General features: G+C 71.5%; 13 protein-coding genes and 2 pseudogenes. 9 read left to right on the top strand and 6 right to left on the bottom strand.

Annotated features, from left to right (window positions below; all coding sequences use genetic code 11):
* The first annotated feature begins 10 nt into the window (after positions 1 to 10).
* The 3 genes from ABZV31_RS01180 to ABZV31_RS01170 all read left to right on the top strand — a co-directional run bounded on the left by ABZV31_RS01180 (position 11) and on the right by ABZV31_RS01170 (position 2783).
* Complete coding sequence (locus ABZV31_RS01180; RefSeq protein ID WP_355886429.1) at positions 11 to 1042, top strand: ketoacyl-ACP synthase III; 1032 nt, start codon at positions 11 to 13, stop codon at positions 1040 to 1042.
* 102 nt (positions 1043 to 1144) lie between these two features.
* A complete protein-coding gene (locus ABZV31_RS01175; RefSeq protein WP_030341284.1) occupies positions 1145 to 1393 on the top strand; it encodes an acyl carrier protein in 249 nt (82 codons plus the stop codon).
* Between the two features lie 118 nt (positions 1394 to 1511).
* Positions 1512 to 2783 carry a beta-ketoacyl-[acyl-carrier-protein] synthase family protein gene (locus tag ABZV31_RS01170; RefSeq protein ID WP_355886424.1) on the top strand — a complete coding sequence of 424 codons (1272 nt, stop codon included), beginning with the start codon at positions 1512 to 1514 and terminating at the stop codon, positions 2781 to 2783.
* A gap of 70 nt (positions 2784 to 2853) precedes the next feature.
* Here ABZV31_RS01170 and ABZV31_RS01165 read toward each other — a convergent pair whose 3' ends face one another.
* On the bottom strand, positions 2854 to 3348 hold the full coding sequence (locus ABZV31_RS01165; protein WP_355886421.1) for a DUF3145 domain-containing protein: 495 nt from the start codon (positions 3346 to 3348) through the stop codon (positions 2854 to 2856).
* A gap of 254 nt (positions 3349 to 3602) precedes the next feature.
* On the opposite strand from ABZV31_RS01165, the gene ABZV31_RS01160 reads away from it, so the two are divergent.
* Together ABZV31_RS01160 and ABZV31_RS01155 are read left to right on the top strand one after the other, a co-directional pair.
* Positions 3603 to 4508, top strand: coding sequence for an SGNH/GDSL hydrolase family protein (locus ABZV31_RS01160; protein ID WP_355886418.1), 906 nt, complete (start codon positions 3603 to 3605; stop codon positions 4506 to 4508).
* Positions 4505 to 5467, top strand: a complete 963-nt coding sequence (locus tag ABZV31_RS01155) for an aldose epimerase family protein (protein ID WP_355886416.1) — start codon at positions 4505 to 4507, stop codon at positions 5465 to 5467. Before ABZV31_RS01160 ends, ABZV31_RS01155 begins: the two co-directional genes overlap by 4 nt.
* Here the strand turns inward: ABZV31_RS01155 and ABZV31_RS01150 are convergent.
* Positions 5464 to 6150: a hypothetical protein gene (locus tag ABZV31_RS01150; protein ID WP_355886414.1), complete on the bottom strand. Its 687-nt coding sequence runs from the start codon at positions 6148 to 6150 to the stop codon at positions 5464 to 5466. The genes ABZV31_RS01155 and ABZV31_RS01150 overlap by 4 nt on opposite strands.
* A 409-nt stretch (positions 6151 to 6559) precedes the next feature.
* Here ABZV31_RS01150 and ABZV31_RS01145 point away from each other — a divergent pair.
* A pseudogene (locus ABZV31_RS01145) lies at positions 6560 to 6659 on the top strand (TetR family transcriptional regulator); the annotation flags it as partial.
* 369 nt (positions 6660 to 7028) lie between these two features.
* Positions 7029 to 8274: pseudogene (locus ABZV31_RS01140) on the top strand (pyroglutamyl peptidase).
* Here ABZV31_RS01140 and ABZV31_RS01135 read toward each other — a convergent pair.
* Together ABZV31_RS01135 and ABZV31_RS01130 are read right to left on the bottom strand one after the other, a co-directional pair.
* Positions 8219 to 9022: an EI24 domain-containing protein gene (locus ABZV31_RS01135; protein WP_355886411.1), complete on the bottom strand. Its 804-nt coding sequence runs from the start codon at positions 9020 to 9022 to the stop codon at positions 8219 to 8221. The pseudogene ABZV31_RS01140 and the gene ABZV31_RS01135 overlap by 56 nt on opposite strands.
* Before the next feature lie 22 nt (positions 9023 to 9044).
* The gene (locus tag ABZV31_RS01130) at positions 9045 to 9917 is read right to left on the bottom strand and encodes a hypothetical protein (RefSeq protein WP_355886409.1); all 873 of its coding nucleotides are present in this window, start codon (positions 9915 to 9917) and stop codon (positions 9045 to 9047) included.
* Positions 9918 to 10217: 300 nt separating this feature from the next.
* Here ABZV31_RS01130 and ABZV31_RS01125 point away from each other — a divergent pair, with 300 nt between their 5' ends.
* Positions 10218 to 11369, top strand: a complete 1152-nt coding sequence (locus ABZV31_RS01125) for a serine hydrolase domain-containing protein (RefSeq protein ID WP_355886407.1) — start codon at positions 10218 to 10220, stop codon at positions 11367 to 11369.
* A 220-nt stretch (positions 11370 to 11589) separates the two neighbouring features.
* Here ABZV31_RS01125 and ABZV31_RS01120 read toward each other — a convergent pair whose 3' ends face one another.
* Positions 11590 to 12009, bottom strand: a complete 420-nt coding sequence (locus ABZV31_RS01120; protein WP_355886405.1) for an organic hydroperoxide resistance protein — start codon at positions 12007 to 12009, stop codon at positions 11590 to 11592.
* Positions 12010 to 12115: 106 nt separating this feature from the next.
* Positions 12116 to 13138 (bottom strand): NADP-dependent oxidoreductase, encoded by a 1023-nt coding sequence (locus tag ABZV31_RS01115; RefSeq protein WP_355886402.1) that lies wholly within the window; start codon positions 13136 to 13138, stop codon positions 12116 to 12118.
* A gap of 102 nt (positions 13139 to 13240) precedes the next feature.
* Here ABZV31_RS01115 and ABZV31_RS01110 point away from each other — a divergent pair, with 102 nt between their 5' ends.
* A complete protein-coding gene (locus ABZV31_RS01110) occupies positions 13241 to 13681 on the top strand; it encodes a MarR family transcriptional regulator (protein ID WP_355886400.1) in 441 nt (146 codons plus the stop codon).
* The last annotated feature ends 258 nt before the right edge of the window (positions 13682 to 13939 follow it).

The following is a 13939-nucleotide window of genomic DNA, read 5'->3' as shown; positions in this document are numbered from 1 at the left end:
CCGACCGATCATGTCGAAGATCAAGCCCAGCAAGGGCGCCCCGTACGCGCGCATCCTCGGCGTGGGCGGTTACCGGCCCACGCGGGTGGTGCCCAACGAGGTGATCCTCGAGAAGATCGACTCGTCCGACGAGTGGATCCGTTCGCGCTCCGGCATCGAGACCCGGCACTGGGCGTCGCCGGAGGAGACCATCGCGGCGATGTCCATCGAGGCCTCCGGCAAGGCGATCGCGGACGCCGGGATCGACGCCGAGCAGATCGGCGCCGTGGTCGTCTCGACCGTCTCGCACTTCAGCCAGACCCCGGCCATCGCCACCGAGATCGCCGACAAGCTGGGCACCAACAAGGCCGCCGCCTTCGACATCTCCGCGGGCTGCGCAGGCTTCGGCTACGGCCTCACCCTTGCCAAGGGCATGATCGTCGAGGGCTCCGCGGAGTACGTCCTCGTCATCGGCGTCGAGCGGCTGAGCGACCTGACCGACCTGGAGGACCGGGCCACGGCCTTCCTGTTCGGCGACGGCGCGGGCGCGGTCGTGGTCGGCCCGTCCCAGGAGCCCGCGATCGGCCCCACCATCTGGGGCTCCGAGGGCGACAAGGCGGAGACGATCAAGCAGACCGTGCCGTGGGACCGGTTCCGCGTCGGTGATCTGTCCGCGCTGCCCCTGGACAGCGAGGGCAACGTCAAGTTCCCTGCGATCACGCAGGAGGGCCAGGCGGTGTTCCGCTGGGCCGTGTTCGAGATGGCGAAGGTCGCCCAGCAGGCGCTGGACGCGGCCGGAATCAGCCCGGACGACCTGGACGTCTTCATCCCGCACCAGGCCAATGTGCGGATCATCGACTCGATGGTGAAGACGCTGAAACTGCCGGAGCACGTCACGGTCGCCCGTGACATCCGCACCACCGGCAACACCTCGGCCGCCTCGATCCCGCTCGCGATGGAGCGGCTCCTGGCGACCGGCGAGGCGAAGAGCGGCGACACCGCGCTCGTCATCGGCTTCGGGGCGGGTCTCGTCTACGCCGCGACGGTCGTTACCCTCCCCTAGGCACTCCGTGCCGGATCATGCGGTCCGGTGCGGGAACTGCAGACACCTGCCGCTGACGCGGCGGGCGCCACACCCTCTGGATATCTACGAAGGAGCGCCGACATGGCCGCCACTCAGGAAGAGATCGTCGCCGGTCTCGCGGAGATCGTGAACGAGATCGCCGGGATCCCGGTTGAGGACGTCCAGCTGGACAAGTCCTTCACCGACGACCTGGACGTCGACTCGCTGTCCATGGTCGAGGTCGTCGTCGCCGCCGAAGAGCGCTTCGACGTCAAGATCCCGGACGAGGACGTCAAGAACCTCAAGACGGTCGGCGACGCGACCGACTACATCCTCAAGCACCAGGCCTGATCGACCGATCCCTGGGCTGAGGCCCGGGCCCGGCCGACCGGTCGGCGCTCTGGGCCACTGCCCCGCCACCCGGCGGTGGCGCCGCTGAATCCTCGTATCCGTTGGAGAAAGAATTCCCGTGAGCCCGACCAATCGCACCGTGGTCGTCACCGGTATCGGCGCAACCACACCGCTGGGTGGCGACGCGGCCTCCACCTGGGAGGGCCTGGTCGCCGGACGTTCCGGCGTCAAGGCCCTGGAACAGGACTGGGCCGCCGAGCAGGCCGTCCGCATCGCCGCGCCGATCGCCGTGGAACCGACCGAGGTCATCCCGCGGCCGCAGGCGCGCCGCCTGGACCGCTCCGCGCAGTTCGCGCTGATCGCCGCCCAGGAGGCCTGGGCCGACGCCGGCTTCACCGCCAGGGCCGGGGAGGACGGCAGCATCGACCCGGACCGGCTCGGTGCCGTCATCGCCTCCGGCATCGGCGGCGTAACGACCCTGCTCGACCAGTACGACGTGCTCAAGGAGAAGGGCGTCCGCCGCGTCTCCCCGCACACCGTCCCCATGCTGATGCCGAACAGCCCCTCCGCGAACGTGGGTCTGGCCGTGGGCGCCCGGGCGGGCGTGCACACGCCGGTCTCCGCCTGCGCGTCGGGCGCCGAGGCCATCGGCTACGCCATCGAGATGATCCGCACCGGCCGCGCCGACGTCGTCGTCGCGGGTGGCACGGAGGCGGCGATCCACCCGCTGCCCATCGCCGCGTTCGGCAACATGATGGCGATGTCCAAGAACAACGAGAACCCGCAGGGTGCCTCGCGTCCCTACGACGTCGACCGGGACGGCTTCGTCCTCGGCGAGGGCGCCGGCGTGATCGTCCTGGAGTCCGCCGAGCACGCCGCCAAGCGCGGTGCCCGCGTCTACGCGGAGGCGGTCGGCCAGGGCATCTCCGCCGACAGCCACGACATCGTGCAGCCGGAGCCCGAGGGCCGCGGCATCTCGCACGCCCTGCAGAACCTGCTGGAGCGCACCGACCTGAACCCGGCCGAGATCGTGCACGTCAACGCGCACGCCACCTCGACGCCGGCTGGTGACATTGCAGAGCTGAAGGCGCTGCGCAAGGTTTTCGGCGATGACGCCGACCACATGGCGGTCTCCGCGACCAAGTCGATGACCGGTCACCTGCTCGGTGGCGCGGGCGGCGTCGAGTCCGTGGCGACCGTGCTGGCCCTGTACCACCGGCTGGCCCCGCCGACCATCAACGTCGAGAACATCGACCCCGAGGCCGAGGCCAACGCCGACATCGTCCGCGGCGAGGCGCGCAAGCTCCCCGTCGAGGGCCGCATCGCCGCGCTGAACGACTCGTTCGGCTTCGGCGGGCACAACGTGGTGCTGGCGTTCCGCTCGGTCTGAGCATCACCGGTACGTACGTGACGAAGGGCCCCACCGGCTGGTGGGGCCCTTCGTGGTGTTCGACGGTCCGTCAGACCACCTGGTGCAGCCAGCGCACCGGCGCGCCCTCACCCGCGTACCGGAACGGCTCCAGTTCGTCGTCCCACGGCTTGCCAAGGAGTTTGGCGAGTTCGGCCTCCAGATCGGTCTCGCCACGTTGGGAGCGGACCAGGGCGGCGCGCAGCCGGTCCTCGGGGATGAGGATGTCGCCGTGGATGCCGGTGACGGCGTGGAAGATGCCGAGGTCGGGGGTGCAGCTGTAGCGCTCCCCCTCGGCGGAGGGGCAGGGCTCGGCGGTCACCTCGAAGCGCAGCAGGTGCCAGCCGCGCAGCGCGGAGGCGAGTTGGGAGGCGGTGCCTGCCTCCCCCTGCCAGGAGAACTCCGAGCGCCACGTGCCGGGGGCGGCGGGCTGCCGGATCCAGTCAAGGTTGACGCGCGTACCGAGCACCCCGGCGACGGCCCACTCGACGTGCGGGCACAGCGCGCGCGGCGCGGAGTGCACGTACAGAACTCCACGTGTCGTCACCGGGACCTCCGGGCAGAGCGGGACATTGTGCAGGCTGGCGGACGGCAGTGGCGCGACGGCCACGTTGATGGCGAGGCTATCGTGCGACGGCGCAAGGAGTGTGACGTACCGTCGGTCCCGGGGGCAGGAAACGCCGCCATTCACCCAGGGGGACGCTTGTACGGGTGCGCGCCGTTGCATCGGGCCGGGGCGGGAACCCTCACGCGTTGTTATGGGGCGAAGCACTGCACGACGACCGAGGGGATCACCAGGGGATGCGGAAGCGACGCCACCGTACGCGGGTCCGGGTCGCCGTCCTGACGGCGGCCGTGCTGGCCATCGCGGGGTGCGACGCCGTCGGTGGCAACGGCTCCGGTCCCCAGGACGCCGGAGCGAGAGCGTCCCGTCCGTCGCCGACGCCGACCCCGGCGTGGGACCGCAGTCCGGACTCGATCGCCGCGGTCGGCGACTCCATCACCCGCGGCTTCGACGCGTGCACGGTGCTGTCCGACTGCCCCGAGGTGTCGTGGGCCACGGGCAGCGACGCCAAGGTCGACAGCCTGGCCGTACGGCTGCTGGGGGTGACCGGCGCGGCGGAGCGCAGCTGGAACTACGCGGTGACCGGGGCCCGAATGGCCGACCTGCCCGGGCAGATCGCCCAGGCCGTGCTGAAGAAGCCGCAGCTGGTGACGGTGATGGTCGGCGCCAACGACGCCTGCCGCGCCTCCACCGCCGCGATGACCTCCGTCGAGGACTTCCGCGCCGAGTTCCAGGACGCGATGGACGCCCTGCGCCAGGCGCTGCCGAAGACGCAGGTGTACGTCTCCAGCGTGCCCAACCTGAAGCGGCTGTGGTCCGAGGGCCGTACGAACCCGCTGGGCAAGCAGGTGTGGAAGCTGGGCATCTGCCCGTCGATGCTGGGCGACGCGGACGCGCTCGACGCGGCGGCGAACGAGCGGCGCGACGAGGTGCAGGCCCGGGTGGAGGCGTACAACGAGGTGCTGAAGGAGGTCTGCGCGAAGGACCGCCGGTGCCGCTTCGACAACAACGCGGTCTACGACTACCGCTTCGGCACGGATCAGCTCAGTCAGTGGGACTGGTTCCATCCCAGCCGCAACGGCCAGGCGCGGCTCGCCGAGATCGCCTACCGCACCGTCACGGCGAAGGACCCGGAGACGTGACCGGCACACTTTCCGACGGCACCCCGGTCCATCGCTGGACGCTGGAGCGGGGCGGGGTGCGGGTACGGGTGCTGTCGTACGGCGGGATCGTGCAGTCGGTCGAGGTCCCGGACCGGGACGGGGGCACGGCGGACGTCGTGCTGGGCTTCCCGGACCTCGCCGGCTACCTGGGCAACCCCGAGCCGTACCTCGGTGCCCTGATCGGCCGGTACGCCAACCGGATCGCCGGCGCCCGCTTCCCGCTGGACGGCCGGACGTACGCTCTCGCGCAGAACAACGGGCCCAACTCGCTGCACGGCGGCGAGTGCGGCTTCGACCGGCGCGTGTGGGACGTGACGCCGGTCGAGCACGGCGTGCGCCTGACCCGGGTCAGCCCGCACGGCGAGGAGGGCTTCCCCGGCCGGCTGAAGGCCACCGCGACCTGCACGCTGGACGAGACGGGCGCGCTGCGCATCGCCTACGAGGCGGTCACGGACGCGCCGACCGTCATCAACCTGACCAATTACACGTACTGGAACCTGAGCGGCTCGGGCGACGCCGGCGGCCACGAACTGCGGCTCGCCGCCTCCCGGTACACGCCGGTCGACGCGGACCTGATCCCGACCGGTGCCCTGGAGGACGTGGCGGGGACACGCTTCGACTTCCGGCAGCCGCGCAAGGTCGGCTCCGGTTACGACCACAACTTCGTCCTCGACAAGGGCGTCACGGACACGCCCGTGGAGATCGCCGAGCTGCACGACCCGGCGTCGGGGCGGGTGCTGACCGTGGCCACCACCGAGCCCGGCATCCAGGTGTACACCGCGGACCACCTCACCGACCCCTTCGCACCCGGCGGCGGGCTCGCCCTGGAGATCCAGCACTTCCCGGACTCCCCCAACCGGCCGGAGTTCCCGAGCACCGAGCTGCGGCCGGGCGAGGTGTTCCGGTCGGAGACGGTGTACGGCTTCTCGGCGCGCTAGCCGCTCTCGCCGCGCATCCGCGCGGCCGCCTTGCCGAGCAGGGCCATCGCGCCCGCGCAGACCAGCAGGACCGCACCGCCGACGACGGTCGGTGGGAGTTCGCCGCCCTTGATGCCCTCACCGGTCACGGTGGTGGCCAGCACGAAGATGATCGAGTACAGACTCCGGCCGACCTTGGCGCCGGCCGGAATCACCTGGAGCAGCTGCGGGATCGTGCTCGCGGCGGCGATGCCCATGCCGAACGGGACGGAGGCGCTGAGCATCAGGGCGCCGAAGCCGAAGGAGTTGCCGTACGCGCCCCAGCCGGCGCCCTTCACCAGCAGGTAGCCCGTGGCGGCGAAGGACAGCAGGACCAGGAGCCCGTTGATGTACGCGGCCTGCGTGGCGGCCTTGCGGGCGCCGGGCAGGTGCGCAGCCGGGGAGCGCCAGGCGTCCGGGGTGATCAGGCGCAGCTGCCGCTTGAGGGCCTGCATCTGGGCCAGCGCGAGCCCGCCCACGACCACCAGGACCAGCCCGACGGCCGTACCGGCGAAGCCGATCGGGCTGCGCGTGATGCCGTAGTGCGCGCCGCCGAAGGTGAGCGGCACGCCGAGCACGAAGCCGTACGCCAGGATCTTCGCCTTCTGCTGGATCTTCAGCACCAGCGCCCGCTGGTCCGGGGTGAGGTTCGGGTCGAGCCGCATGCGGCCCTCACCGAGGTTCTGTTGAGGGACGTGCGGCTGCTGGGGGAGGGTAGGGCTGGTACGGCTGCTGCGGAGGCGGGTACGAGGGCGGCTGTCCCTGGTACGGCCCCTGCTGGTACGGCTGCTGCGGCGGGTACGGCCCCTGCTGGTACGGCCCCTGCTGCCCGTACGGCCCCGGCTGCTGCTGACCCGGATACATGTGCGTCGCCCCCCGAACCGGCGTGTTCCGGCGTTTCCGGGCCGGGAGTCTGCCACATCCGCCTCCGAGGCCACTAGCCCCGGTCCAGGGTCAGGTCCCGGACCGGGGCTGCTCGTGGGGAGACGCGTCCCGGATCAGACGTTAATCGCCGTGGTGACACGGCAGTCGGCGATCGAGCGGCCCGCGGCAACCTCGTACGAACCCTTCACAAACAGCCTGCAGTACCAGTGGCTCCTGGGACCCCGAGTCGGTCGACATGCCCGGGGCGTTCCAGGACTTCGTGCGACTGCTGGGCTGGGACGTGACCTGACGGCCCGTCAAGCAAGGCCGTCCCGACGAGTGGACCGCCAAGCAGGGGTACGTCGCCGCCGGGCTCGGCGTGACCCTGGTCCCGGCGCCGGCCGCCGGGTCCGTACGCCCGGACGTCGTCCTGCTGCCGGTGCGCGACGAGGGCGCCCCGGCGCGTGCGGTGTACGCGGCGTGCGGTACGCGGGCGGTCGATGCCACCGGCCGCCGAGGCGTTCCTCGGCGTGCTGCGGGAGGCGGCGGCGCGGGTTCCCGAAGGGGCCTCGACGACCCTCATCTGAGCCACGCACCGTGGCGTACGTCACTTCTGTCACGTGATACTGCGCCCGTCCGGCAGTACGCACCCCACGGCGACGGAAGGACCCGAAGCCCCTTGAACCCCCTACGCGTTCGGATCGGCGTTCTCGGCCTGGCCCTGATGGCGGGCCTCTCGACTCCCACGGCGACCGCGGCCGCCGCCGATCCGGCTCCCGCGCCGACCGTCGAGGAACAGCGGCTCGACCAGGCCGTCCCCCAGGAGATCCTCAGGCGCTCCGGATTCGACTCGGCGGCCTCCGGGTTCGCCCGTGACCTGGCGCGCGTCCACTCCTACGCGCAGGCCCGCCGCGTCGTCGTACGCGACGCAGCCGCGCTGTGGCGGCGGGCGGTCGACCGGGCCCAGGGGCGCGGGCCGGCAGGCGAGGGCATCAGCCGGGACGACGACCGGCCGCTGTACTGGGCGCGGCTGGGGATGACGCGGGAGGTGCGGACCTGGGAGCCGGAGTTCGGAGACACAACGGGCTTCGCTGATCGACGAGTTGGAGCGGACATCGCGCGGCCAGAGTGACATCCGCTACCCGCACGACAAGGGCGTGAAGCGGATCCTGGTCACCGGCTTCGACCCGTTCACGCTGGACCGGGACATCCGGATCTCCAACCCCTCCGGGGCCACCGCGCTCGCCCTCGACGGCACGGTGATCGAGACGGCGGACGGTCCGGCGCGGGTCGAGACCGCCGTGTTCCCGGTGCGCTGGCGGGATTTCGCGGACGGGACGGTGGAGCGGACGCTGCGGCCGTACCTGCCGAAGGTGGACCTGTTCACCACCGTGAGCCAGGGCCGGGTCGGGCGGTTCGACGTCGAGCGCACCAACGGGGCGTGGCGCGGAGGCTTCCCCGACAACGAGAACGTCAGCAGGACCGAGTCCGTCCCGGTCACCGACCCGGCCTCGCAGCCGCAGTGGACGACGACGACCCTGCCGTACCAGGACATCGTGGCCGCACACACCGGGCGCTTCCCCGTGTACGACCACACGGAAGTGACCGAGATCCCGGCGGGAGGCACCGATCCCGTCGTACGACCGGACGGCCCGACCCCCGGCTCGACGGCCCGCGCCGGAGGCGGCGGCAACTACCTCTCCAACGAGATCGCCTACCGCGCGACCCTCCTCAGGGACCGCCTGGGCCTGCACGGCACGCTGCCGGGCGGCCATGTGCACACGCCGGTGCTGCAGTTCGGGACCGGCAACACCGACCCGGCGACGGGCACGGTCACGGACCCGGATTTCGTGCGGAACCGGCTGGACATCATCGCGCAGGTGCGGGCGATTCTGACGGTGGCGGTGACTGCGGTGTCGAGGTGACCGTCTCCTCGTCCAGCAGGTCGCGGGCCAGCAGTGTCGCGCCCGCGACCGCGCCCGGCATCAGGAAGACCGCGACGAACGGGATCAGGTAGGCCAGGGCCAAGGGGGTGCCGAAGCCCCAGACGAGGGTTTTGCGGGAGCGGAGGAGGGCGAGGCGGGCGCGGAGTTCGATGCCGCGGCGCTGGAGGGCGACGGCGGTGAGTTCCTCGGTGAGGAAGAATCCCGTGGCGAAGAAGCCGATCACGGGGACGACCGTCTGGCCGACGAACGGGAGGAAGCCGAGGGCGAACAGGAGGATGCCCCACAGTACGGCGCGGACGACGACACGGAGGCTGTCGCGGGCCGAGATCCACAGCTCGCGCCAGAGCGGAAGGCCGGACTCCGGTGCCGAGCCGTCGGGGGACACATCGCGGTCGACCTCCTCGGAGAGGTTCTCGTAGAAGGGCTGGCCTATCAGGAGGGTGACCGCGGTGAAGGTGAGGACGGCGAGGAGGAGGGCGAGCGCGAAGAGGACGGCGGTGAGGAAGCCGCGGAAGAGGCCGCCCCAGGGGCTCGGCCAGTCGTCGGCGAAGGGCGTGGCCCAGGTGACGAGGTCTTCGCCCCACAGGGCGAGGGCGGTCAGCGCCGCCGCGTACAGGACGAGGGTGATCAGCCCGGGGAGCAGGCCGAAGCCGTACGACCTGCCGTGCCGGGCCATCCAGCGTTGGCCCTTCAGGAGATAGCCGAAACCCAGCCCAAGACCGCGCATGGGGGAACTGTATCCGGCGGTGTCATGTCGGCGTCACGGCGACCACAACCCCCTGCTCCGCCGCCGGACTCACCGCCGCCGACACCCTGATCGCCGCCGTCCTCGCCACGCGGCCCGCGCGCGAGGCCGTGGCCAGGAGCAGGGGCTGGAGTTGTTCCAGTCCGGCCACCAGCAGTTCCTCTCCGGCCAGCAGGACCGGGCGGGCCGCCTTCGTCATCGCCGCCGCTGCCTCCGTCAGGTCGGCCACGGGCGGCAGGGCGACGCGGACCACGTTGGCGCCGGCGGCCGCCGCGCGTTCCGCCAGCGCTACCTGGAGGGGCAGCAGCGGCGCCAGTGCCGCCGTCAACGCGTCGGCGATGCGACGCAGTTCGGAGGTCGAGTCGCGCAGCACCTCGGCCGCGGCACGGAGCACCGGGGCGAAAGCCAGCAGGGTGCCCGCGGCCAGGCCGGCCGCCGCGGGTAGCAGCGGCGACATCGCCTCGACCAGTTCGCCGAGCACCGCCGCGAACTCCTCGATCGCCGGTTCCACCGCGTCCAGCACCGGCAGCAGGCTGTCACCGAGCGCCGTCAGCAGCGCCTGCGCGGGCCGGCTCACCGGGTGCACGGCCAGCGGCGCCCCGCTGGTGCCGAGCCGGGTGAGCGTGTCGACGATGCGGTAGAAGGCCTCCTGGGCCTGGGGTGAGGCGCTGGCCTCCGCCAGCTCCGCCGTCGTCCGGCGCAGCACCCGCAGCACCCGCAGCACCTCGGCGCCCGAACCGTCCCACGGGTCGAAGGTGTTGAGCGCGATCCTGGTGATGTTCCCGGCCGTGTCGAGGAGTTGGCCGGTGATGTCGGTCGTGTTGCGTGCTATGCGCAGCACGTCGTCCCTGCTGGGGAGCGAAGGAATCGTCGCCATGGGCCCTCTCCTCGCCACACGCGCACCCGGTGCCGGTCCCGGCTTGCCGGCCCTCCTCGCACCGGCGCCCGCACCCAGCATGCCCGCTTCGGCCCTCCCGGCATGCGCCATCCGGGACATCGGTGACGGCAACGCACTCTCGGCGCGGTTGAGTCGAACGGGTGCACCTTGCCGTACCGATCTGCGGAACTCCCCGGCGGACGGCATGCTCCAGGATCATCCGATGAGGGAATTCCCGCAGATCGCACGAGCCTTGTTCACAGTGTGACCAGCGAGCAGCGGTCAGGTTGAGGAGAGCGGATGACCCAGGAGATCCACGGCACCGTCGCCGACGGCTACGAGCCGGTGCGCGAGGAGTTCGCCGCGATCGTCGCGGAGGAACGGCCCGACTACGAGGGGCAGTTGTGCGCATACGTCCACGGCCGGCCGGTGGTCGACCTGTGGGCCGGGGCGGACGACGACGGCTCGTCCCTGTACGGGGTGTACTCCTCGACGAAGGGCGCCGCCCACCTCGTGGTCGCCCTGCTGGTGCAGGACGGCACACTGGAACTGGACCGCAAAGTGACCTACTACTGGCCGGAGTTCGCGGCCGAGGGCAAGGGCGCGGTGACTCTGCGCGACCTGCTCGCGCACCGGGCCGGCCTGGTCGGAACCGACACCGGTTTCACGCTCGCCGAGCTGGCAGACGACCGGGCGATCGCCGAACGCCTCGCCGACCAGCGGCCGTTCTGGCGCCCCGGCACCGCCTTCGGCTACCACGCCCTCGTCATCGGCGCCCTCACCGGCGAGATCGTACGGCGCGCCACCGGCCGGACGATCCAGGAACTGCACGAGGAGCGGGTCCGCGCCCCCTACGGCCTGGACTTCTTCCTCGGGCTGCCCGCCTCCCAGGAGCCCCGCTTCCGCACCGCGCAGCCAATGGCGCCGACCCCCGAGCAGCAGGTGCTCCTGGACGCGCTGCCCAGCGGCCCGCACACCCTCGCCTCCATCGCCTTCAACCGCCACGGCGTCGAACCGACCGACCTGGAGACCCTGCCGAACGAGCGCGTGGTCCGCGCCAAGGGGCCGGCCTCGGTCGGCGGGGTCGCCTCGGCGCGCGGGCTCGCCGGGCTGTACGCGGCGGCGATCAGTGAGGTCGACGGGAAGGCGCCGCTGCTCAAGCCGGACACGGTGGCGGAGTTCGGCCAGTTCCACTCCGCCGGGTACGACCTGGTGGCCCGGGGCCACAAGTCGTACGGGCTGGGCTTCCAGGCGACCGCGGACACCTGGCATCCGTTCCTGGGTGCCGGGACGATCGGGCACAGCGGCGCGGCCGGCTCCCAGGCCTTCGCCGACCCGCGCAGCGGCCTCGCCTACGGCTACACCCGGCGCCGGTTCGCCTTCCCGGGCGGGGCGGCGCCGGAGAACGACCGGCTGGTACGGGCGGTGCACAAGGCGGCGCTGGCGAGCTGACGTACGGACGGGCCCCGGCGCCGGCACGGCCACGGCGCCGGCACAAGCGACGGCCCGGCACGGGCGACAGCCCCGGTACGAGTGTGGGCCCCGGCACGGGCCACGGCCACGGCCACGGCCACGGCCACGGCCACGGCCACGGTACGAGCGTCGGCCCGGCACGGGCGGAGGCCGCACCCCACGTCCAAGGGTGCGGCCTCCTGCGTACGCAACGACCGGGTCAGGCCAGCGTCACGGTGATGTCGCCGCGGGTGGCCTTCGAGTAGGGGCACACCTGGTGCGCCTTCTCGACCAGGCTCTTCGCGGTCCGGTCGTCGACGTTCGGGATGTGGGCCGAGATCTCGACGATGATCCCGAACCCGTCCTCGTTCTTGCCGATGCCGACCTTCGCGGTGACGGTCGAGCCGGAGATGTCGGCGCCCTCCTGGCGGGCGACGACGCCGAGGGCGCCCTGGAAGCAGGCGCTGTACCCGGCGGCGAACAGTTGCTCCGGGTTGGTGCCGGCGCCGCTGCCGCCCATCTCCTTGGGCGGGTTCACGACGACGTCGAGCTTGCCGTCGTCGGTGGCGACCCGGCCGTCGCGGCCGTTCTCGGCGGTGGCGACGGCGGTGTACAGGACGTCGGACTGCTGGATGGGCATACGGTGCGTTCCTCCTCGGTCCGCCGCGACTCGCGCCCACGATCGCGGTGGTTTCGGAAAGAAGTTACCGCGTACCGGAAACCCGGCAACAGCCCCTGCGATCCGGTCAGAGCTTGACGATCATCTTCCCGGTGTTGTCGCCACGCAGCACGCCGAGGAAGGCCTCCAGGGTGTTCTCGACGCCCTCGACGACGGTCTCCCGGTACTTCAGCTGCCCGGAGCGCACCCACGGGCCGACCTCCTGGACGAACTGGGGCTGCAGATCGTAGTGGTCCCCGACGAGGAAGCCCTCGATGCGGCCACGGGTTTGGATCAGGCGGGAGAGGTTCCTCGGTCCGGGGGCGGGCTCGGTGTTGTTGTAGACCGAGATCATGCCGCAGATGGCGATCCGGCCGCCCCGGTTCAGGGAGCCGATGGCGGCCTCGAGGTGGTCGCCGCCGACGTTGTCGAAGTAGACGTCGATGCCGTCGGGAGCGGCGGCGCGCAGCTGCTCGCTCACGGGGCCGTTCTTGTAGTTGAAGGCGGCGTCGAAGCCGTACTCCTCGATCAGCAGCTTGACCTTCTCGTCGGAGCCGGCCGAGCCGATCACGCGCGAGGCGCCCTTGAGCTTGGCGATCTGCCCGACCTGGCTGCCGACGGCGCCCGCCGCGCCCGAGACGAAGACGATGTCGCCCTCCTTGAAGGAGGCGGTGCGCAGCAGGCCCGCGTAGGCGGTCAGGCCGGTCATGCCGAGCACGCCGAGGTACGCCGACAGGGGCGCGGCCTCGGGGTCGACCTTGACGGCGTGCTGGGCGTCCACGGCGGCGTACTCGCGCCAGCCGCCGAAGTGCAGGACGTGGTCGCCGACGGCGATGCCCTCGGCGTTGGAGGCGACGACCTCGCCGACCGCGCCGCCCTGCATGGGCTTGTTCAGCTCGTACGGCGCCACGTACGACTTCGCCGCACTCATCCGGCCGCGCATGTACGGGTCGACGGAGAGGTACTCGTTGCGTACGAGGACCTGGCCCTCGCGCGGCTGCGGGACCCCCGCCTCGACCAGGGCGAAGTTCTCGGGCTTCGGCCAGCCGACCGGGCGGCTGAGCAGGTGCCATTCACGACTGACGGCGGGGAGGGTGGGGGTGTCGGACATGGTGGCGCCTTTCCTCCGTGTGGGCGGCGAGTATTTCAGTACCTGAAATAATTATGCTCCTGAATATTTCAGGATGTCAAGTAAAGGGGTACGCTGGAGACCATGGCCACTCCACACAACACCCGCCGCCCCGACGCGCTGACCATGGAGGTCGTCGAGCTCATCGGGGACGTCGTGGCCCGGTTCTACGAGGACTACGAGACCGCGGCCGGGGAGCACGCGCTGACCGGGGCGCAGGCGCGGCTGCTGAGTCTGCTGTCACTGGAGCCGTTGCCGATGCGGAAACTGGCCCAGAAGCTGAAGTGCGAGCCGTCCAACGTGACCGGGATCGTGGACCGGCTGGAGGCGCGGGGGCTGGTGGAGCGGCGGCCGGACTCCGCGGACCGGCGGGTGAAGCTGGCGGCGGCGACGGAGGAGGGGCAGCGCGTGGCTCGGGAGCTGCGCGAGGGGTTGCGCTTTGCGCGCGAGCCGCTGGCCGGGCTGTCCGACGAGGAGCGGCTGGCGTTGCGCGATTTGCTGCGGCGGATGCTGAACCGGGGTTGACCGGCCGGGGCCGGCTGCGACCCGCGCGGGGTGGGCGCAGCTGGGCAGGACGGCTCACGTGCACCACCTATGACTCAGGTGCACCACCAACGGCCCACGTGCACCACCTATGACTCAGGTGCACCACCAACGGCCCACGTGCACCACCTATTGGCTCAGGGAGCACCACCAACGGCCCACGTGCACCACCTATGACTCAGGTGCACCACCAACGGCCCACGTGCACCACCTATTGGCTCAGGGAGCACCACCAACGGC

The sequence above is a fragment of the Streptomyces sp. NPDC005202 genome, from assembly GCF_040608235.1.
Classification (GTDB): domain Bacteria; phylum Actinomycetota; class Actinomycetes; order Streptomycetales; family Streptomycetaceae; genus Streptomyces.
This window is presented reverse-complemented; position numbering and strand designations above follow the sequence as displayed.